At 65.5% G+C, this 21,138-nt stretch carries 15 protein-coding genes and 2 pseudogenes; 10 read left to right on the top strand and 7 right to left on the bottom strand.

The window, feature by feature from the left end:
- From VEI45_RS06580 to VEI45_RS06570, 3 genes are all read left to right on the top strand, one after another.
- A partial coding sequence (locus VEI45_RS06580) for a glycosyltransferase (protein WP_324851284.1) occupies positions 1-692 on the top strand: 692 nt, incomplete at its 5' end.
- Positions 693-815: 123 nt separating this feature from the next.
- Entirely contained in the window at positions 816-2,000 is a 1,185-nt protein-coding gene (locus VEI45_RS06575) for a glycosyltransferase (RefSeq protein WP_324851283.1), read from the top strand.
- 124 nt (positions 2,001-2,124) lie between these two features.
- A complete protein-coding gene (locus tag VEI45_RS06570; protein WP_324851281.1) occupies positions 2,125-3,309 on the top strand; it encodes a glycosyltransferase in 1,185 nt (394 codons plus the stop codon).
- A 2-nt stretch (positions 3,310-3,311) separates the two neighbouring features.
- Here VEI45_RS06570 and VEI45_RS06565 read toward each other — a convergent pair whose 3' ends face one another.
- The 3 genes from VEI45_RS06565 to malQ are packed head-to-tail and all read right to left on the bottom strand — an operon-like array spanning position 3,312 to position 6,836.
- Positions 3,312-3,785, bottom strand: a complete 474-nt coding sequence (locus VEI45_RS06565) for a nuclear transport factor 2 family protein (protein WP_324851279.1) — start codon at positions 3,783-3,785, stop codon at positions 3,312-3,314.
- Positions 3,782-4,663, bottom strand: coding sequence for an LLM class F420-dependent oxidoreductase (locus VEI45_RS06560; protein ID WP_324851286.1), 882 nt, complete (start codon positions 4,661-4,663; stop codon positions 3,782-3,784). Before VEI45_RS06560 ends, VEI45_RS06565 begins: the two co-directional genes overlap by 4 nt.
- Before the next feature lie 22 nt (positions 4,664-4,685).
- Positions 4,686-6,836, bottom strand: a complete 2,151-nt coding sequence (gene malQ / locus VEI45_RS06555) for a 4-alpha-glucanotransferase (protein WP_324851277.1) — start codon at positions 6,834-6,836, stop codon at positions 4,686-4,688.
- Positions 6,837-7,245: 409 nt separating this feature from the next.
- Here malQ and eccB point away from each other — a divergent pair, with 409 nt between their 5' ends.
- The 3 genes from eccB to VEI45_RS06540 all read left to right on the top strand — a co-directional run bounded on the left by eccB (position 7,246) and on the right by VEI45_RS06540 (position 14,815).
- On the top strand, positions 7,246-8,766 hold the full coding sequence (gene eccB / locus VEI45_RS06550; RefSeq protein WP_324851275.1) for a type VII secretion protein EccB: 1,521 nt from the start codon (positions 7,246-7,248) through the stop codon (positions 8,764-8,766).
- Positions 8,763-12,977: a type VII secretion protein EccCa gene (gene eccCa / locus VEI45_RS06545; protein WP_324851273.1), complete on the top strand. Its 4,215-nt coding sequence runs from the start codon at positions 8,763-8,765 to the stop codon at positions 12,975-12,977. Before eccB ends, eccCa begins: the two co-directional genes overlap by 4 nt.
- Positions 12,978-13,546: 569 nt before the next feature.
- Complete coding sequence (locus VEI45_RS06540; protein WP_324851271.1) at positions 13,547-14,815, top strand: PPE family protein; 1,269 nt, start codon at positions 13,547-13,549, stop codon at positions 14,813-14,815.
- 120 nt (positions 14,816-14,935) lie between these two features.
- Here VEI45_RS06540 and VEI45_RS06535 read toward each other — a convergent pair.
- Positions 14,936-15,117: pseudogene (locus tag VEI45_RS06535) on the bottom strand (IS110 family transposase); the annotation flags it as partial.
- Positions 15,118-15,775: 658 nt separating this feature from the next.
- On the opposite strand from VEI45_RS06535, the gene VEI45_RS06530 reads away from it, so the two are divergent.
- The 3 genes from VEI45_RS06530 (at position 15,776) to VEI45_RS06520 (ending at position 18,040) form a co-directional block, all read left to right on the top strand.
- Positions 15,776-16,075 carry a PE family protein gene (locus tag VEI45_RS06530; RefSeq protein WP_324851269.1) on the top strand — a complete coding sequence of 100 codons (300 nt, stop codon included), beginning with the start codon at positions 15,776-15,778 and terminating at the stop codon, positions 16,073-16,075.
- A gap of 17 nt (positions 16,076-16,092) precedes the next feature.
- Positions 16,093-17,319 (top strand): PPE family protein, encoded by a 1,227-nt coding sequence (locus VEI45_RS06525; protein ID WP_324851267.1) that lies wholly within the window; start codon positions 16,093-16,095, stop codon positions 17,317-17,319.
- 478 nt (positions 17,320-17,797) lie between these two features.
- On the top strand, positions 17,798-18,040 hold the full coding sequence (locus VEI45_RS06520; protein ID WP_324851265.1) for a hypothetical protein: 243 nt from the start codon (positions 17,798-17,800) through the stop codon (positions 18,038-18,040).
- 38 nt (positions 18,041-18,078) lie between these two features.
- Here the strand turns inward: VEI45_RS06520 and VEI45_RS06515 are convergent, their stop codons facing one another.
- Positions 18,079-18,273: a ferredoxin gene (locus VEI45_RS06515; RefSeq protein WP_324851263.1), complete on the bottom strand. Its 195-nt coding sequence runs from the start codon at positions 18,271-18,273 to the stop codon at positions 18,079-18,081.
- 130 nt (positions 18,274-18,403) lie between these two features.
- On the opposite strand from VEI45_RS06515, the gene VEI45_RS06510 reads away from it, so the two are divergent.
- Positions 18,404-19,582 (top strand): cytochrome P450, encoded by a 1,179-nt coding sequence (locus VEI45_RS06510; RefSeq protein ID WP_324851261.1) that lies wholly within the window; start codon positions 18,404-18,406, stop codon positions 19,580-19,582.
- A 21-nt stretch (positions 19,583-19,603) separates the two neighbouring features.
- On the opposite strand, the gene VEI45_RS06505 is transcribed toward VEI45_RS06510, so the two are convergent.
- The gene (locus VEI45_RS06505) at positions 19,604-19,966 is read right to left on the bottom strand and encodes a hypothetical protein (RefSeq protein ID WP_324851260.1); all 363 of its coding nucleotides are present in this window, start codon (positions 19,964-19,966) and stop codon (positions 19,604-19,606) included.
- 339 nt (positions 19,967-20,305) lie between these two features.
- Positions 20,306-20,742: pseudogene (locus VEI45_RS06500) on the bottom strand (protein kinase domain-containing protein); the annotation flags it as partial.
- Positions 20,743-21,138 lie beyond the last annotated feature (396 nt).

The raw sequence follows: 21,138 nt of genomic DNA, 5'->3' as shown, positions 1-21,138 counted from the left end.
CAGCTGGACTCTCGACGGTATCCCTAGAGATCCAGGCCTACGATGAGCTCTGCTTTCCCGGGGTAGCAGCGAAATGGGGGGAGCAGGCTGGGCGACGGCCCTTCGTCGGGGCGCTGACGCTGGAGTTGCCGACGGATGCCGACGAGGCGGCCTTGTCGTGGATCACCGAGGGAACGCCGCCGATCTACTTCGGCTTTGGCAGCAACGTCTACCTCGCGCACCCGGCCCACACAGTCGCCATGATCAGCGCTGCCTGCACGCAGTTGGGCGAGCGGGCGTTGATTTGTTCCGGCGCGAGTGACCTGACGGACATCCCGCACACCGACCCCGTCAAGATTGTCGGCGCGGTAAACCACTCGGCGATCTTTCCCACGTGCCGCGCCATCGTCCACCACGGCGGCGCCGGCACCACCGCCGCAGCCCTGCGCGCCGGAATCCCGCACCTGATCCTGTGGATGAGGCTCGATCAGCCGCTCTGGGCCGCCGCGGTCCAACAACTTGAAGTCGGCTTTGGACGGAGCTTTTCGGAAACCACCGTGGAAACACTGGTCGCCGACCTGAACTACGTTCTCGCCCCGCATTGTCTCACTCGAGCCCGCGAGGTGGCCACCCAGATGACCAAGCCGGCCGAAAGCCTTGCCAGCGCAGTTGATCTCCTGGAAGACACCGCGCGGCACGGGTGCTTTGGCTGACCGGCGAACGGCTGTGCCGCGCAATCGAGAAGACCGTTGCAGTACGGTTGTGTGTCGAGCGGTGCCGACATGGCCCCTTGCGCACTTGGACGTGTGCACATCACCACCAGTTAGGCTCCGCCGATGAAGTTTGTGGTGGCAGGCTATGGAACTCGCGGCGATGTCGAGCCCTGCATCGCCGTCGCTAGCGAGCTACTGCGCCGAGGTCATGACGTGCGCATGGCTGTGACGGTCCCGCCTGACACGCTTGCCTTCGCCAAGTCGGCGGGGCTTGCTGCGGTCCCCTATGGGCGGGATTGGCAGGCGATGCTGAGCGACGGGGACTTCGTCCGCATGCTACAGAATCCGATCGGCGCCATCCCTCAAGCTATCGAATATATTGCTCAAGTCTGGGCGGAGAAGAGCACGACGTTGATGTCCTTGGCAAATGGGGCCGACCTGCTCGTGGCGGGCATGACCGAGCAGGGGGTAGCCGCCAATGTCGCGGATTACTACCGCATTCCGCTGGCTGCGCTGCACCTCTTCCCGCCGCAGATTCTGGAGCGCGAATCTCAAGGGAGCCTAACGAAGCAGGCTGAACACGCCCAACGCCGGGCACTCGGCCTGCCGAAGGAAACCGGGCTCTCGACGCGACCGCTGGAGATCCAGGCCTACGACGAGCTCTGCGTGCCCGGACTGGCAGCCGAGTGGGCGGAAGGAGATGGCCGACGGCCCTTCGTCGGGGCGCTGACGCTGGAGTTGCCGACTGATGCCGACGACGAGGTCTTGTCGTGGATCACCGCTGGACCGCCGCCCGTATACTTCGGCTTCGGCAGCACGCCGGTCGCAGCTTCCGCTGACATGGTCGCCATGATTAGCGCAGCCTGCGCGCAGCTAGGCGAGCGGGCGTTGATTTGTTCCGGCGCGAGTGACCTGACTGACATCCCGCACACCGACCACGTCAAGATTGTCGGCGCGGTGAACCACTCGGCGATCTTTCCCGCGTGCCGCGCGGTCGTCCATCACGGGGGCGCGGGCACCACGGCAGCGGCCCTGCGGGCCGGAATTCCCACGTTGGTCCTCTTTTCAGTCCGGCTCGAAGATCAGCCGACCTGGGCAGCTGTGGTCAAACAACTGGGAGTAGGCCTTGGACGGAGCTTTTTGGAAAGCACCCTGAAAACACTGGTCGCCGACCTGAACTACGTTCTCGCCCCGCATTGTCTCACTCGAGCCCGCGAGGTGGCCACCCAGATGACCAAGCCGGCCGAAAGCCTTGCCAGCGCAGTTGATCTCCTGGAAGACACCGCGCGGCACGGGCGCTTTGGCTGACCGGCGAACGGCTGCGCCGCGCAATCGAGAAGACCGTTGCAGTACGGTTGTGTGTCGAGCGGTGCCGGCATGGCCCCTTTGCGCACGTGGACGTGTGCACATCACCACCAGTTAGGCTCGGCCGATGAAATTTGCGGTGGTAGCCTACGGAAGCCGTGGCGATGTCGAGCCCTGTGCCGCCGCCGCGTCAGGATTGCTGCGCCGCGGTCACGAGGTCGTCATGGCGGTCACACCGAACCTGGTCGGCTTTATCGAGTCGGCGGGCCTTCCTGCGGTCGCCTACGGGCCGGACGCCCGCGAAGAGGTAAACCCTGGCTCGGCTTTGGTCCGCAGGATAGCGCCGAAAATGCAGAATCCGATGGGCGCGGTGCCCGAGGTCGTCGAACACGTCGCCCAGGTCAAAATGGGCAAGGGCGCAACGCTGACGGCGCTGGCAAATGGTTCCGACCTCGTACTGGCGAGCTTCAACGAACAGGGGGTGGCCGCCAACGTCGCGGAATACTACGGCATTCCGGTGGCCGCACTGCATCCCTTCCCGGAGCGGATATGGTCGTCTGACTGGCTCTTTTCCCGCATGATCAAGGCCGCGGAGGACGCTCAACGCCGGGTACTAGGCTTGCCGGAGGCAACCGGACCCGCGACGCCATCGCCGGAGATCCAGGCCTACGACGAGCTCTGCTTGCCCGCGCCGGCAGCCCAATGGGTCGAAGTCGATGGGAAAAGGCCCTTCGTCGGGGCGCTCACGTTGGATTTGCCGACGGATGCCGACGAGGAGATCCTCTCGTGGATTGCCGCGGGAACGCCGCCGGTCTACTTCGGCCTTGGCAGTACGCCGATTAAAACTCCCGGGGACACCTTCGGCATGATCAGCGCGTCTTGCGCACAGTTAGGTGAGCGCGTATTGATCTGCTCTGGGCCCAATGACGTCCCCGGCGATCCACATTCCGACCATGTCAAGGTTGTGGATGCGGTGAACCACGCGGCCGTCTTTCCCGCGTGCCGCGCCATCGTCCACCACGGCGGCGCCGGCACCACCGCCGCAGCCCTGCGCGCCGGAATCCCTCACTTGATCCTGTGGATGTGGCTCGATCAGCCGCTCTGGGCCGCCGCGGTCCAACAACTTGAAGTCGGCGTTGGACGGCGCTTTTCGGAAACAACCGTGGAAACACTGGTCGCCGACCTGCGCACAATTCTCAGTCCGCAATGCGCGGCCCGGGCCCATGACGTCGCGCCTTACATGAGCAAACCCGCCGAAAGCCTCGCCAGGACCGCCGATCTCCTCGAGCATGCCGCCCGCCAGGGACGGTGAGCCTATTCGGGTTGCCCGCCGGAACGGACCCGGCGCATCGGCCGGGTCTCGATGGCGTTGATGGTCAAGGCACGGCGGGCAATCCGCCATCCCGCATCGGTCAACCGATATTCGTCGTCGTAGCGCAAATGCCAGACCACATCGGTCAGCTGATCTCCGTGGTGGCTCCAGTGATGCGCCACGCAGGCGATGCGCCCACGGGCACTATCGGGCTGCGGGCCGGCGTCGAACACCTCGCCGACGATCGCGTGTTCGGTGCGGATGGTGGCGGCCACAGCGGCTATCGCCGTGCGGATCGCGGCATGACCGCAATGCCGGTGGACCGGGTCCAGCGCGGCCGGCGGTTCCGGCAGCATCAGCTCAGCCTTATCCGTGAAAAGCTTTACGACAGTATCGAATTGCCGGTCATCGACACCGGCGGCGTACCGGTGCGCCAAATCGGTGAGAGCGACTCGGTCCGTCGCGCCGAGCATCACGTCGGCAGTGAAAGACGTTGTGCGCAGGCCGACAACTCGTCCTTGGCCTGCTCGAGATCGGTGGTCGGCGGCATGGCCAGCACCAGCCGGTCGGCGCCCTGGGCTGCGAGCTTCTCGGCGCGTTCCGCGTCGATCTTGGTGACCGAATGTCCGAGCGACACTTCGATATCGGCCGGATTGCGTCCGGCCGCCGCAGCCTCGTCGCGCATCAGGGCCAGCAGGCCGTCCAGCTGAGCACCGGTGACCCCCAAGGGTTGGAAGCCGTCGCCGAAGCGCCCGGCCCGTCGAGCGGCTGCTTTGCTGTGGCCGCCGATGTGCACCGGAAGATGCTTTCCGGCAATGGGTTTCGGGCTGCACACCACGTTTTCGAACTGAAAGAACTCGCCATGATGGGTGACGCCATCTGGCGAGTCATCCCAGAGCGCCCGCAGCACTGCCAATTGCTCGTCGGCGCGCCGGCCCCGGCTCTCGAATTCGGTGCCGCATGCTTCGATCTCTTCCCTCAGCCAGCCGACACCGACGCACAGCCGAAGCCTGCCACCGGACAGCGCATCAACGGTCGCCGCCCGTTTGGCCAGCACGACCGGATGATGGTTGGGCAGCACCAGTACCCCGGTGGCCAAGCCCAGTCGATCGGTATGGCCCGCCAAAAACGACAGCAGGTCGAGCGGATCAGGGATCGCGCAGTCGGCCGCCAATTCGACGCGCCCCGAGCGGTCATAGGGGTAGACGCTGTCGTAGCGAGTGGCCAACACGGTGTGCTCGACGGCGATGATCGATTCGAAGCCGCAGGCTTCGAGATGGCGCGCGAAGGCTGCCATCCACTCCGGGTCTGCGGTGACTCCGGCGGCGACCGGGGCGAGCACGCCGAACTTCAAGACGCTCATGGCAGATAAGAAACTAACAGCTGGTGTCGGTGGGGTTGACGGCCGTCTGCGCGCGCATTGCTTCGGTCAGGGCGATCGCCCTCGGATTCTTGAATACGTCCTCGAGCAGCACCGGCTGACCGTCGGGGCCGCTCAACGGAATTCGCCAATTGGGATACTCGTCGGTCGTGCCCGGCTGGTTCTGGGTCCGCCGATCGCCGACCGCGTCGGTCAACGCGACGCCCAGCAGCCGCGACGGCGTTCGGCCCAGGTACTGGTAGAGGGCGAGAATGGTCTGCTCGGCGTCGGCATGCTTCGCCAGCAGGCCGACGCGGCGCAGCTCGGCGATCCAGCCCGCCCGCTCGGCTTCCGCAGCGGCCAGCTCCTCGTCGACGGGTCGCGTCAACAGGCCCAGCGAATCCCGCAGGCGGACATGCTCGCCGGCCAGATAACCGGCCGTCGGCGGCAGGTCGTGGGTGGTCACAGACGACAGGCAGTATTCTCTCCAGCGCTCCGCCGCCAGCGGGCCGCCGCCGTCGTCTCGGTCGAGCTCGAACCACAGAATCGACGTGCCCAGCACACCGCGGTCGCGCAGGTAGTCGCGGACCCATGGTTCGACAGTGCCGAGATCCTCGCCCACGACCAGCGCCGCGGCGCGGTATGCCTCCAGGGCCACGATGCCGATCATCGCCTCGTGGTCGTAGCGCACATATGTGCCTTGAGTGGGCGCTTCGCCCTGGGGAATCCACCACAGTCGGAACAGCCCGATGATGTGGTCGATGCGCACCCCGCCGGCATGCCGCAGCACGGTGCGGATCAGTGCCCGGAATGGTTGATACTCCTGCTCTTCGAGCCGGTCCGGGTGCCACGGCGGCTGCGACCAGTCCTGGCCCAATTGGTTGAACTCATCCGGCGGTGCACCCGCGGTGACCCCGTGCGCCAACACGTCCTGTAATGCCCAGGAGTCGGCGCCGGTGGGATGCACGCCGACGGCGAGGTCGTGCACGATGCCCAGCGACATCCCGGCCGCCACCGATTGCGATTGCGCGGCGGCAAGTTGCTCGTCGAGTTGCCACTGCAACCAGCGGTGGAAATCCACTGCCTTCGGATGCTCGGCGACGTACTCGGCGACACCGTCGGCGCCGGGATGCTGCAGCGATTCGGGCCACTGATGCCAGTCGCCGCCGTATTTCTCGGCGACCGCGCACCAGGTGGCGAAGTCGTCGAGGGCAGAACGTTCCCGGGCGCAGAAAGCGGCATACGCCAGTTCGCGACCCGCCGTGCGTGGGACCCGATACACGTGTTCCAAGGCTGCCCGCTTGGCTGCCCACGCGGTGTCGCGGTCAATGGCGTCCAAGGAGGCTGCGTGCCGCTGCACGTCGTCGCATAACCGCCACACCCGGCGACGCTTACGCAGGTAAGCGAATTCCGAGATGGCCTCGACGCGCAGGTAAAGCGGGTTGACGAAGCGCCGCGATGTCGGCAGGTACGGTGACGGCTCCATCGGCTTGGTCGGTGCGGCCGCATGCAGCGGATTGACCAGCACATAACCGGCGCCATGGGCGGAACCCGACCAGACCGCCAGGTCGGTGAGGTCGGTCAGGTCGCCGATGCCCCAGGACTGCCGGGACCGGACACTATATAACTGGGTGGCAAGCCCCCAGGCCCGACGACCGCCCAGCCGCTCCGGCAGACCCAGCCAGCCCGGTGTCACGATCAGCACCGCACTGGCCTCGTCATCCCCGGAACGCAGATGCACACGGTGGTAACCGAGTGGCAGATCGTCGGGCAGCACAAAGCTGGCCTCACCGACCGAGCGCCCGTTCAGGTCAAACGGCGCGGCGAAGTTGTCGACCTGGCGTATCCCGGCGCGGACCGTCCCGTCCTCGAGCTGCAACCACACTTCGGCAGGATGACCGTGGGTCACATGCACCCAGAACTGGGTCTGCTTACCGGCACGCCCCACGATGGTGGCCGGCAGTGGGCGCGACCAATACGCGCGATCGTGAGCGGTCAGCGCCGCGCTACGCTCCGCCTCGGTAGCGGCAGCCACGCCGAACGCGGCGAGGACGGCTACCAGCGTGCTTTCCGGGACACCCACCCGTCGACCGGCCCAGTCCTCGTAGTCGGTGGCGATGCCGAACCGCCCGGCGAGTTCAATCAACGAGGGCGCCAGCTGAGTCATGCGCCGCTCTCCCCCGCAAGCGGGTGGGGGTACCCCCAGCCGCATAGCGGCGAGGGGGCGTGCCCCCACGTCATCGCTGCCTTGTATATCGTCGCCGGTGGGTCATGCCGCCATCTTGCTTAATCAGATGACCGAAATGCGACCTGAGTGTTCACCTGACGGCAATTTTTTCGGGGACCTGAGTTTGCTCTTCGCCGTACGATGCGCAGTGGAGTTTCATCCCCTTCCCCCCAACTACTCATGGCAGGTGATAGCACTGTGATGCAGACCACTCCCGGCGTGGCCGCTTCGACGCCATCTGCCCGTACGCTGGCGTGGCGAGGTGGGCCAGGGTGCTCTACGGTTATCCCTGTGAATCGTGGGACTATGCAGTATTCAGCGGTGTCGTCGGCTTGGAGCGTGATCAACCGTGGCTGATTCCGACGGCGGGAAACGCGGTTCAGGCTACGGCCTCGGACTCTCCACCCGGACGCAGGTAAGCGGTTACCAATTCTTGGCGCGCCGTACCGCCATGGCGTTGACCCGCTGGCGAGTCCGGATGGAAATCGAGCCCGGCCGGCGTCAAACGCTGGCCGTGGTGGCGTCGGTGTCCGCGGCCGCGGTGATTTGCCTGGGAGCACTGCTCTGGTCGTTAATCAACCCGTCGGGCCAGCTGAACGAGTCTCCGATCATCGCCGACCGCGATTCCGGCGCACTGTATGTCCGGGTCGCGGACAAGCTGTACCCGGCGCTGAATCTGGCATCCGCCCGGCTGATCGCAGGCCGGCCGGACAACCCGCACAAGGTGCGGTCGAGTCAGATCGCGGAGCAGCCGCACGGACCGCTGGTGGGGATCCCGGGCGCGCCGTCCGAATTCGCCCCGACCAACCCCGCGTCGTCGTCGTGGCTGGTGTGCGACTCGGTGACGCCTACGGCGGGGGTGGGAGCACCGTCCCCGGTGACAGTCACCGTAATCGACGGAACGCCCGACCTGTCGGGTCGCCGGCATGTGTTGAACGGGTCGGACGCAGTGGTGCTGCGCTACGAAAAAGACACCTGGGTGATCCGGCAGAGCCGCCGGTCGCGCATCGATGCGTCGAACCGGGCAGTGTTGTTGCCGTTGGGATTGACCCCCGAAAACGTCAACCAGGCTCGGATGATGAGCCGGGCGCTGTTCGACTCCTTGCCCGTGGGCCCCGAGCTGTCGGTGCCGAAGGTGCCGGACGCCGGCAAGCCAGCCGGATTCGCCGGTGCGCCGGGGCCAGTGGGAACTGTGATCGTGACACCGCAAATCAGTGGCCCGCAACAGTATTCAGTGGTGGTGGCCGACGGTGTGCAGACCGTGACATCGGTGGTCGCCCAGATCCTGCAGAACGCCGGTACGCCGGCGGGCAATGCACCGGTGGTGGTAGCGCCGGCGTCATTGGCGAAGATGCCGGTGGTCAACCGGCTCGATCTGTCGGCCTACCCGGACGGCCCGCTGAACGTGCAGGACATCCGCGACAACCCGGCAACCTGCTGGTGGTGGGAGAAAACCAACGGTGAAGACCGCGCCCGAGTTCAGGTGATCTCCGGGCCGACGATTCCAGTGCCGGCGAGCGACATCGAAAAGGTGGTATCGCTGGTCAAGGCCGACAATTCCGGCCGCGAAGCCGATCGAGTTTTCTTCGGCCCCGACTACAGCAACTGGGTTGTCGTCACCGGCAACGACCCCGGGTCGTCGACATCCGAATCACTATGGTGGCTCTCGAGTTCTGGTGTCCGTTTCGGCGTGGACAACTCTCGCGATGCTCGCTCGGCGCTGGGGCTGGCGTCTCAGCCGAGCCCCGCGCCCTGGGTGGCGTTGCGCCTACTGGCCCCGGGCCCCACCCTGTCGCGCGCCGATGCGCTGGTGCGCCATGACACCCTCCCGACCGATATGACCCCTGCAGAGTTGGTGGTACCAAAGTGAAGCAAGGTTTTGCTCGCCCGACGCCCGAGCGCGCACCCGCGGTTAAGCCGGAGAACATTGTCCTACCGACACCACTGAGTGTTCCGCCGCCCGAAGGCAAGCCGTGGTGGCTGATCGTGGTCGGCGTCCTGGTAGTCGGCCTGCTGGTCGGCATGGTCGGCATGACGGTCGCGAGCGGCTCACGAATGTTCCTGGGCGCCGGTTCGATCTTCCCGATCTTCATGATCGGCGGCGTCGCGATGATGATGTTCGGCGGTCGTTTCGGTGGCCAGCAGCAGATGAGCCGTCCGAAGCTGGACGCGATGCGCGCCCAGTTCATGTTGATGCTCGACATGCTGCGCGAGACCGCGAATGAGTCCGCCGACAGCATGGACGACAACTACCGGTGGTTCCACCCGGAGCCGACGACGCTGACGGCAGCGGTCGGATCGCCTCGGATGTGGGAACGCAAGCCGGACGGCAAGGACCTCAACTTCGGAGTCGCCAGGGTCGGAGTGGGCATGACCCGGCCGGAAGTGACCTGGGGTGAGCCGCAGAACATGCCGACCGATATCGAGCTGGAGCCGGTGACCGGTAAGGCACTGCAGGAGTTCGGTCGCTACCAGAGCGTGGTTTACAACCTGCCCAAAATGGTGTCGCTGCTTGTCGAGCCCTGGTATGCGCTGGACGGTAATCGCGAGCAGGTGCTGGGGCTGATGCGGGCGATCATCTGCCAGCTGGCGTTTTCGCATGGGCCGGACCACATCCAGATGATCGTTGTCACTTCCGATCTCGCGAAATGGGATTGGGTCAAGTGGCTACCGCACTTCGGTGATCCGCGCCGTTGCGACGCTGCCGGCAACGCGCGGATGGTGTACGCGTCGGTACGTGAGTTTGCCGCCGACCAGGCCGAATTGTTCGCCGGCCGTGGATCTTTCACGCCGCGGCACGCCAGCTCGTCGGCGGAGACACCGACACCGCACCACGTGATCATCGCCGATGTCGATGACCCGCAATGGGAATACATCATCAGCGTCGACGGTGTCGACGGTGTCACGTTCTTCGACTTGACCGGCTCCGCGCTGTGGACCGGTAACCCAGAGCGGGTGCTGCGGTTCACCAACGATGTCGGGGTGATCGAGGCGTTGCCCCGTGACCGCGACACCTGGATGGTAATCGACGACAACAGGTGGTTCTTCGCCCTTGCCGACTTTGTGGCCGAGCCGGAGGCCGAGCAGTTCGCGCAGCGCATGGCGCAGTGGCGGTTGGCCGCAGCCTACGAGGAGATCGGCCAGCGGGTAACGCAGTTCAGCGCGCGAGACATCCTGTCCTACTACGGGATTGAGGATCCCGCCGAGATCGACTTCGATTCATTGTGGGGCAACCGGCGCGATGGGCTCGGCACCCGGTCGCGGTTGCGGGTGCCGTTCGCCAACCGCTCCGACAACGGCGAGCTGCTGTTCTTGGACATGAAGTCCCTCGACGAGGGCGGCGACGGCCCGCACGGGGTCATGTCGGGTACAACCGGTTCGGGTAAGTCGACGCTGGTGCGTACTGTGCTCGAGTCGCTGATGCTGGGACATCCGCCGGACGAGCTGCAGTTCGTGTTGGCCGACCTCAAGGGTGGATCGGCGGTCAAGCCGTTCTCCGGCGTGCCTCACGTGTCGCGAATCATCACCGACCTCGAAGAAGACCAGGCGCTGATGGAGCGCTTCCTGGACGCCCTCTGGGGTGAAATCGCCCGGCGCAAGGCAGTTTGCGACAGCGCCGGTGTGGACGACGCCAAGGAGTACAACGAGATGCGCGGCAGGATGCGCGCACGCGGACAGGACATGCCGCCGCTGCCGATGCTGGTGGTCGTGATCGACGAGTTCTACGAATGGTTCCGCATCATGCCGACTGCGGTTGACGTGCTGGACTCGATCGGCCGCCAGGGCCGCGCCTACTGGATTCACTTGATGATGGCCTCGCAGACCATCGAGAGCCGGGCCGAAAAGCTCATGGAGAACATGGGTTACCGGTTGGTGCTGAAAGCACGCACCGCCGGTGCGGCACAGGCGGCCGGTGTGCCGAACGCGGTGAACCTGCCCGCTCAGGCCGGTCTGGGCTACTTCCGCAAGAGCCTTGAGGAGATCATCCGTTTCCAGGCGGAATTCCTGTGGCGCGACTACCGCCGCGGCGTTTCGCTCGATGACGACGTGCAGACCGCGCTGACGCATTCGGTGGATTACATTCGGCCGCAACTGTTTACAACCGGCTTCACGCCTATCGAGGTCAGTGTCAGTGGACCGGACGACTTCGACACCCTGACCAACGGCGAGGCGGCGAGCGGCAACGGAGCCGCCGAGCCCGACGACGAGGAAGAGGAAGACGAGGAGATCAGAACGCCAAGAGTCGGCACGGTGATCATTGATCAGCTGCGCCGGATCGACTTCGAGCCGTACCGGCTGTGGCAACCGCCACTCGACGTGCCGGTGTCGATCGAAGACTTAGTGAACCGCACCCTCGGTCGGCCGTGGCACGAGGAATACGGCACGGCCAGGAACCTGGTGTTCCCGATCGGGATCATCGACCGGCCGTTCAAGCACGACCAGCCGCCGTGGACGGTCGACACCTCGGGGCCGGGGTCCAACGTGCTGATCCTCGGTGCCGGCGGCACGGGTAAGACCACCGCGCTGCAGACGCTGATCTGCTCGGCCGCGCTGACCCACACGCCCGAGCAGGTCCAGTTCTACGTGCTGGCCTACAGCAGCACCGCGCTGACGACGGTGGCGGGGCTGCCGCACGTCGGCGAAGTCGTCGGCCCCACCGACCCCTACGGTGTTCGCCGCACCGTGGCTGAGTTGCTGGCGCTACTTCGCGAGCGCAAGCGCACTTTCCTCGAGTACTACGTGCCCTCGATGGAAGTGTTCCGACGGCGCAGGTTCGGCGAGGCCGGCGACGTGCCCAACGACGGCTTCGGCGACGTCTACCTGGTGATCGACAACTACCGGGCGCTAGCCGAAGAGAACGAGGTGCTGATCGAGCAGGTGAACCAGATCATCAACCAGGGGCCGTCGTTCGGGGTCCATGTGGTGGTCACGGCCGACCGCGAATCTGAGCTGCGGCCGCCGGTGCGCAGCGGTTTCGGATCCCGGATCGAGCTGCGGCTGGCCGCGGTCGAGGACGCGAAGCTGGTTCGCTCCCGGTTCGCCAAGGATGTTCCGGTCAAACCGGGCCGCGGCATGGTCGCGCTCAACTACGTGCGGCTGGACAGCGACCCGCAATCGGGTCTGCACACGCTGGTGGCTAGGCCAGCACTGGCCAGCACGCAAGACAACGTTTTCGCGTCCGACAGTGTCGCAGCGGCGATCAACCGGGTGGCGGTCGGCCACGCGCCCCCAGTGCGCAGGCTGCCCGCCCGATTCGGGCTCGAGCAGGTGCACGAGCTGGCTGCGGCCGATCGGCGCCCCAACGTTGGCGCTGGCGGAATCGCTTGGGCCATCAACGAATTGGACCTGCAGCCGGTGTACCTCAACTTCGCCGAGAACGCGCACCTGATGGTGACGGGCCGGCGCGAGTGTGGCCGCACCACGACGCTGGCCACCATCATGTCCGAGATCGGCCGGGTCTACGAGCCGGGAGCCAGCATCGCGCGACCGACATCGCGACCCTCGGCGCAGGTGTGGCTGGTCGACCCGCGTCGTCAGCTGCTGACCACGCTGGGCACCGATTACGTCGAGAAGTTCGCCTACAACCTCGACGGCGTCGCGGCGATGATGGACGAGCTGGGCGCCGTGCTGGCTCGGCGCGAGCCACCGCCGGGACTGTCGGCCGAAGAGCTGCTGTCGCGGGCTTGGTGGAGCGGGCCGGAGATCTTCCTGATCATCGACGATGTGCAGCAGCTGCCGCCTGGCTTCGATTCGCCGCTGCACAAGGCCGCGCCGTGGGTGACCAGGGCAGCAGATGTCGGCTTGCACGTGATCGTCACCCGTACCTTCGGTGGATGGTCGTCGGCGGGCAGCGACCCGATGCTGCGGGCACTGGCCCAGGCCAACGCCCCGCTGCTGGTGATGGACGCCGACCCCGATGAGGGCTTCATCCGCGGCAAGATGAAGGGCGGCCCGCTACCACGCGGCCGTGGTCTGCTGATGGCCGAGGACACCGGCGTGTTCGTCCAGGTCGCGGCGACCGCGCTGACGGCCACGCAGGCCCAGAAGCATCAGAGGGCGACGATTCACGACAACGGCTAACGCTGCCCGAGCCGTCAGCACCGCGGCCAATGAGTTGAGGACGGCCCAACGGGTTGGGCTTCCGGCAGCGCATGCGGGTGCGTCGACGGCAATGCCGCCGATGATGCCGGTGACCAACCTGGCCGGAGGCGACGGGCTCGGCCGCTCCAAGCCGGTTCGATCTGGGGTCCACCGTGATCCCGTTAGCGTCGGCGGCCGGCCGACGAGGCGCATCCGCCGGGCCACAGCCAGCCCAACCGCAGATGAACGGCAGTTATCCGCGGATGAACAGTGGTCGTCTGGGAATGAATAGTCGGCGTAGGCAGCGGCTGGGGCCTTTCCGGCCATCTACTGTCGCAGGTGAGCGACTGCTTCAGTGACGAGCATCCGTACTCAAAGTTGTTGACGCTGAGGGTTACCGAGGAAAGAAAGCGCATTTCGTCTGTGACCATATACCGTGCTTCCCACGTCGACACCAGGCGAGTAACGACCGGGGCTTGCCGATCGCTGAGCAGTTCACGACAACGCTGTGGGGCCGATATCGGTTGCTGCCGACCGTTGCCGCCCTGGCTTCCTGACGGAGGGGTCTAGTGCTGGATTTCGGGCTGTTACCACCGGAGATCAACTCGGGTCGGATGTATTCGGGTCCTGGACCGGGGCCGTTGTTGGCTGCTGCGGAGGCCTGGGACGGGCTGGCAGCCGAACTAGGTTCGGCATCCGCCGATTACGGGTCGACGATCAGCGAGCTGACGGGCGATCCGTGGATCGGCCCCACGTCGGTGGCGATGACGGCCGCGGTCATGCCGTATGTGAACTGGCTGAGCACCACCGCCGCACAAGCCGAGGAAACCGCCAACCAGGCCCGCGCCGCCGTCGCCGCCTACGAGGCGGCGTTCGCGATGACGGTGCCCCCACCGGTGATCGCGGCCAACCGCGTGCTGTTGACGTCATTGATCGCCACCAACTTCTTCGGTCAGAACACCCCCGCCATCGCGGCCACCGAAGTCCTATACGCCGAGATGTGGGCCCAAGACGCCGCCGCCATGTACGGCTACGCCGTCGCCTCGGCGGTCGCCGCACAGGTGACACCGTTCGCCGCCCCGCCACAAACCACCAACCAGGACGCGGCCAGCAGCCAATCCAACGCGGTTGCCCAAGCCGCGACGGTGGCCCAAAACGCCGTCGCGGCGGCGCCGAGCACCTCCGCACAAACCACAGCCTCCACCACGACCGCCACGACCACATCCACCGCAACGAGCGCGACGACCACATCGGCGGCGACCCCCACCGCAGCCAGCGGACCCTTCGCCTGGATTTGGGAGCTGATCCTAAACACTTACAACGCCTTTCCCAGCCTCGCGTACGGTCTCGGCCTGACGAATGCAAATATCAACACAGTCCTCAAGCAAACCCTTCAGGCCTACTTCGGGGTGGGTATCGCAAGCTTCAGCATGAGCATGGCCCAGCAGACGACGTTCCCTCCGGGCGCCCCAAGCTTTGCCGGAGGGGCGGCGCCGGTGACGTTGCCGGCGGCGGCCGGTACCCGTGGTGCGTGGTGGCCGCAATTTCCCGGTCTGGGGCTGGGCAACGGTGGTGCACCGGTGTCGGCAGGTGTGGGCCAGGCCGGCACGCTCGGCCGGCTGTCGGTACCCGCGAATTGGCCCGGGGCGACACCTGCTGAGATGGAAGAGGCCCAGTTGGTCAGCAGCGTCCGCCCCGGCGTTGCACCGAGCTCGAATGCTCTGCTCAACGGTGTACCAATGGCGAATGGTGGTGCTTTAGGCCGTCGCAGCGGCGGCTACGTTGTCCGCTACGGATTCCGCCACCCCGTTATGCCCCGCCCGCCATCCGCCGGATAGCCGCGTCAGTCGTGTGATGCGCACGGCCTGAGTACCCTACGCAGTCAACCTGCAACCGAACTGCGGCGGGCCGTTATCCCCTCAAGCACCAGCCATTACATGACTCCGAATTACCGCTCGCTCGGCGATCAGATGCTCACGCAATGCCAGGATCTGGCTCGTCATCGAGCTCCACGTCGTCACCGTCTCAACGGTCTTGCGCCGCCCAGCACCGGCGACCCGCACGCACACCCTGGCGTCCTTCTTCGAGATATCCAGCCCGGCACAACGGCGTGAACCACTTCCGCGCGCTTTTCTCCCATCTCACGCGCACGCCTGCCGTGTCCGTTGTGGGGAGGGCAGGGGAGATTCAAAAAGTCTGACGCTCGGGCTCGATGGCACCAATCGACGGTTCCCGTGGACGCCCTCCGTCACCATGCTGAATTACAGGCTCGCAAACACCACTGAGTGCATCGGGATCGACCACGACGAACGTGACCAGTCTCCACCTCGGCCAGCGCCACCAACAACAGCAACCAGCGCTGAATCTTCTCCTACCATGGTGCGCCGCAGCAGCCGGCGCCGCACTGCTGAATTACGAAGAGCCCCTGAAACGTTGCATTTTGCGGCGTCATTTCTGCGAGATGAGTGCACAGTTCAGGTGCAAGCCCAATCGTCATGTGAAATCGACGACGAGACTTTCTGCCCGACACGGACGAACAAACCGTTTCAACCTGCGGATCGCCTGTGCCTCAGTGACCTTCGGCGGGATCGATGCATCAATCCACATCGCTGCAGCCCGGATGGGCAACCAAACTCATGATGAACATCTGATGCCGGCGGATGAACAGTGGTCATCCAGGCGTGAACAGTTGGCTTCGTCAGGTCGTTGTCCAACCGTGACCATCTAACCTCTTGTCAGGCGGGCCTTCTGCTGCCCGAAGGACCTAAAAGCTCACGGTTATTGAGGAGGAAAACCGGATGTCATTCGTGACCACGCAGCCGGAGGCATTGTCGGCAGCGGCCGGCAGCTTGCAGGGGATCGGCTCGGCGCTGAACGCCCAGAATGCCGCCGCGGCGGCCCCCATGACAGGGGTGGTTCCCGCTGCCGCCGACGAGGTTTCGGCGCTGACGGCGGCGCAGTTCGTCGCACATGCCCAGCTGTACCAGGCGGTCAGCGCCCAGGCCGCGGCGATTCACGAGATGTTCGTGAACACGCTGGGCACCAGCGCCGGTTCGTATGCCGCCACCGAGGCCGCCAACGCGGCTGCGGCCGGCTAGGGGAGAAGAGTCTAGTGGTGGATTTTGGGGCGCTACCGCCCGAGATCAACTCGGCCCGTATGTACACCGGCCCGGGTTCGGCGTCGCTGCAGGCCGCCGCATCGGCCTGGAATGGGCTTGCCGCCGAGCTGAGTTCGGCCGCGACTGGCTACGACAAGGTGATCACGCAGCTGGCCAGTGACGAGTGGATGGGGCCCGCATCGGCGTCGATGGCCAGCGCCGCGCAGCCGTACGTGTCGTGGATGAGCACCACCGCCGCTCAAGCCGAGCAAGCGGCCACCCAGGCGAGGTCGGCGGCTGCCGCCTACGAGCAGGCGTTCGCAGCGACGGTGCCACCCCCGCTGGTGGCGGCCAACCGTGCTGAGACCGCCGCGGCAGTGCAGGCCAACGTCTTCGGTCAGTACACCCCATTGATCGCGCAGCTCGAGTCGCAATACGGTGAGATGTGGGCCCAGGACTCCGCGGCGATGTACGCCTACGCGGGTCAGTCAGCGGCTGCCGCCCAGGTGACGCCCTTCGCCTCGCCGGCGGCGACAACTAACGCCGCGGGGACGGCCACTCAAGCCGCCGCGGTCAGCTCGGCCACCGGCAACTCGGCCGCCACCAGCTCCCAGACGATCCTGCAAGAGCTGATCTCGTTGCTGCCGAGCAACATTCAATCGTTCCTGACGCCCACGGGCTTCCAAAACGCCTTCGGAGCTCCGTCGTCGATCGAGGGGACGCTTTGGTCCTTCATCTTCGGGACGACCGCGGTGCCCACTAACCTCTCGGCGTTAGTAACCCAATATGCGCCGTACGCGAGCTTCTACTACAACACCGAGGGTCTGCCTTACTTCAGCGTTGGTATGGGCAACTTCGGCGTTCAGATGGCGAAGACCCTGGGAGTCATAACCGGCGGCGCCGCGCCGGCGGCTGTCCCCGCGGTGCCCGGCGGCTTAGGTGCGCTGGGCGGCGGCCCTGCCGGTGCTCTCGGGCCAGGAGGAGTGGCCGCCGGCCTGGGCAACGCCGGCGCGGTCGGCAAGTTGGCTGTGCCGTCGTCGTGGGTCGGTAGCGCGCCGCTGGAGACCCCACACGCCCCGATTCCCGTCAGCACCGTCAGCGCTATCCAGGAAGGCGGCGGCGGCGGAAACCTGCTAGGCGGTATGCCACTAGCCGGTGCGGGCGCCGGCGGGCACGGTGCCGGAGCCGGTCCCCGGTACGGGGTTAAACCGACAGTGATGTCCCGCCCACCGTTTGCCGGGTAGACACCAGGCTGGACAGCCACGCGCGACGCATCGTCATCGGCGCTGCGGTTCGTTGTTGAGGTGTGTTCGCGCTCGGGCGCTTGATAGGCCCGAGCGCGAACTGCGTTAACGCTCCCCTCACCTTCCAGCCGGGCCGAGGTAAATCCCCGGCGTCGAGGGTTTCGCATCCGTGGCCCGAACATGAACAGTTGGCATATCTCCCGAAGAGCACGCGACATATGGAAGTGAGGGAGTAGGTTGCCGCTGGGTGAACAATTGGGGACTGGGGCAGGAGTGACATAATTGGGGAATGGGGCAGGAGTGACATATGGTGCAACCCGCTAACGCAGCTGTTTCTCTGGCGTTGTCACGGAGGCCCCGAAATAGCCGGGGGCGCTGGGTTGCACGTGCGGAATACTCGACAGTCAGCGACGCCCGTGTGCTCCCGAAAACCGTCAGCGGTCGCCGGACGATCGGAGCCGCCAGCATGGTGCCGCGCGTGGTGAACCCTGCTGAGGTAGCTCAGGCGCGGGTGTTCGAGGGGCTGCTACAGGCCGAGTCCGCCGAGTTACAGGAATTAGCGCACCGCATGGCGGGGGCGGCGGATCAACAATCCGACCTGGACAGCTCAGCGCCGTCGTGGGATCTGATGCAGATACGCGCGCGCATCGACGAAGTCCAGTGTCTGCTTCAGGCGTTGCGGGGCCGCTTCCCGCATCCGCTCCCGGAATCGGACCGGTAATCGGCGCGAATTAACCGGTCGCCAAACCTGATTGCCGTCTAGTCCTCTTCCAGGATCAACGCCATCTCCGGGCAGGCTGCGACGCCGTCACGAGTCGCCTGCTCGTCCTCGGGCCGAACCTCATGTTCTTCGAGGATGGAGTAGCCGGACTCGTCGATGGGAAATAGTTCCGGGTCGACCGCGTAGCACTGCGCGTGCCCAACGCATTTCGACTGCTCGACACGAACCTTCAACGGGCTGTCCTCCCTCGATCGGACACCTGCCGATTCTAGAAGACACTATGCCCGTCGGCCCATCGCCCGACTGAGGACCCGCGAGCACCTACGATGCAAACGAGACAACGAACAACCGGAAGAACGGCGTATGAGCACCCTTAACGAAAGCCTGTTCGGGGGCTTTCATCTGCCGCGGCTCGACTACTACAGCTTGCCGATGACCGCCGACCGTGGTGTCGGGTGGAAGGTTCTGCGCGACGCCGGGCCGGTGGTGTACATGAACGGCTACTACTACATCACCCGCCGCGAGGACGTGCTGGCAGCGTTGCGCAATCCCAAGGTCTTCTCATCACGACTGGCGCTTCAACCCCCGGGCAGTCCGATACCCGTGGTCCCACTGGCGTTCGACCCGCCAGAACACACCCGGTACCGCAAAATCCTGCAGCCGTTCTTCAGCCCGCACGGATTAAGCAAGTCGCGGCCGGTGCTTCAGCGGCATGCCGCCGACATGATCGGCGCCCTCGCCGACCGAGGCGAGTGCGAGGTGATGAAAGACCTGGCGAGCCTGTATCCCTTCCAGGTGTTCCTCGACCTCTACGGTCTGCCGCTGGAAGACCGCGACCGCCTGATCGCCTGGAAAGACGCCGTGATCGCCGACAAGCCCTATGTCACCGAGGCCGACCTCGCCGCCCCGGCGCGCGACCTGTACGAATACCTCACGGACATGATCGCGCAGCGCCGGCAAAACCCGGGTTCGGACATGTTGTCGCGGGTGATGGCCAGTGACGGCGATTTCACAGATCTCGAGCTGCTGGGCATGAGCCACCTTTTGATCTTGGCCGGGCTGGACACCGTGACCGCGGCGATTGGCTTCTCGCTGCTGGAACTGGCCCGTAGACCGGAACTGCGCAAAATGCTGCGCGACAACCCCAAGCAGATCCGGGTCTTCATCGAAGAGATCGTCCGGCTGGAGCCGTCGGCGCCCGTGGCGCCGCGAGTCCTCACCGAGACCGTTGTCGTCGGTGGCATGACCTTGCCCAAGGGCTCGTCGGTGCACTTATGCATGGCCGCGATCAACCGGGATGGCAGCGACGCGATCTCCACCGACGAGCTGGTCATGGACGGTAAGGTACACCGGCACTGGGGATTCGGCGGCGGACCCCACCGCTGCCTGGGTTCTCATCTAGGGCGTATGGAGCTGACGGTGATCGTCGACGAATGGCTCAAGAGAATTCCCGAGTTCGAGCTGGCTCCCGGCTACGAGCCCGAAATCCGTTTTCCCAGCAAGACTTTCGCGCTGAAGAGTTTGCCGCTGCAATTCGGCTGACCAGCAGCACCGAGCCGGCAATCAGCGGGTCGGCCTCGTCGTAGTGGGCGAAGGTGGGGCGATCGGCGGCGCGCTGGGCACCTGAACTCCCGGAGGTACCTCGCCGACGTGCGCGGCCACAGCCGGGATTTCGATCGTCGCGCCTTCTTGGCTGCACTCGTTGGTGTTGACTGTAACGGTCATTGTGCCGCGCAGCGCACCGTGTAATTGCTGCAACCGAATCGCCTGCGTGGTGGTTTGTTTGGCCGGCGCTCCATCCGGTCCCAGGCAGGCGAACAGCACCTTGTCAGGTCGCGACTGCCATACGCCGTCGCGGAAATCCAGCACGAGGGGCATATCGCCGCCTGTCGGGCTCAGATTCTGGTGGTCGTTATCGTCCAGCATGGTTCCGATAGCAACGCAGGCCGACGCATAGCGCGGCCGCCGCGCTGCTCAGCCCAACAACCCAGGGCCACCGGCGGCGCTGGATCGCCGCCGGTGCGGTGGACCCGTCATCGGCGACCTGCTCTCCGGTCGCGGCGTGATGCTGGGCGAGGCGCCGCACCGTTTTGGCCCACGCCGGGAAGACGCCGGATGCCGCCGGCTCACCCGTTCGGGGCTAAGCCTCGTGCACGTCGTCTTCGGGGTAGTCGACGACGGTCAGGTATGCCTCGGGACTGCGATCACCACTCCAGGCCCCGGCGCTGTGGCTCGGTGCGTCGGCTTGGCGAGCGGGTACTTGGCCGCGAGCACATGCTGGTCGGCGCGTCCGTCGATGTCGGAGCCCAGCAACTGTTCGGGTGCGGCATAGGCCACCGTTTCACCGGTGAGCTCCGGCGCCGAGGGTCCGTCGGGGTCACCGAGCTGCCGGGCTATCCCGAAGTCGGTCAGGAGTATTCGCTGTTCACCGTCGGCTGGACTGGTGAACAGAATATTTCCCGGTTTGACGTTCGGTGCAGCATGCCCCGGCTGTGGGCGTAGTCGAGCGCATCGGCGACGGCCGTGACGGTGGCCAGCACCTGACCGGCGGGCATCCCGGTCGGGAAACGGTTGGCGATGAGTTGCGCGGCGGTGGTGCCGTTGACATAGTCCATCGAGATCCACAGCCGGCCGTCGGTCTCACCGCCGAGAATGTGCGGGTGGCACAGCGTTGTCGCGATAGGGCTTTCGCGCATGAACCTATCAGCGTTTGGTCACCGAAAGTTCAGTGGCCGGTTGGCGGCAAGCCGACCAGGCGCGCGGTTGCACAGGCGAGCCAAAGCCTTGCTGAACGCACGTGTAACTAACGCGGTGTTGACGTTATCCGCGGCTAGATTTTTATGCTTCCCACGTTCGGGGCTCTTGCCGCATTGGGCGACGCGCCGCTAGGCCGCTACCGAAGCCAAGACCGTTGCCTGACTGAGATTATTGAATTCGCGCAGGTCATGGGCAGCTTAGGGGCGCTGACCGACCTTCGTGGGGAGCTCGTTGTTACTCAGCCGTTACAGCAGATGAACAGTTGTTGCCGCCGGGTGAACACTTGCAAACACCCAGCTCTAGCAGCGGCAGGGAGCGGTGCGCGAGTCTATTCTCATCCA

Origin of the sequence: Mycobacterium sp. (assembly GCF_035623875.1) — a bacterium.
Taxonomy (GTDB): Bacteria; Actinomycetota; Actinomycetes; order Mycobacteriales; family Mycobacteriaceae; genus Mycobacterium.
The sequence above is the reverse complement of the archived record's forward strand: the minus strand, read 5'-3'. Positions and strand labels throughout refer to the sequence as shown.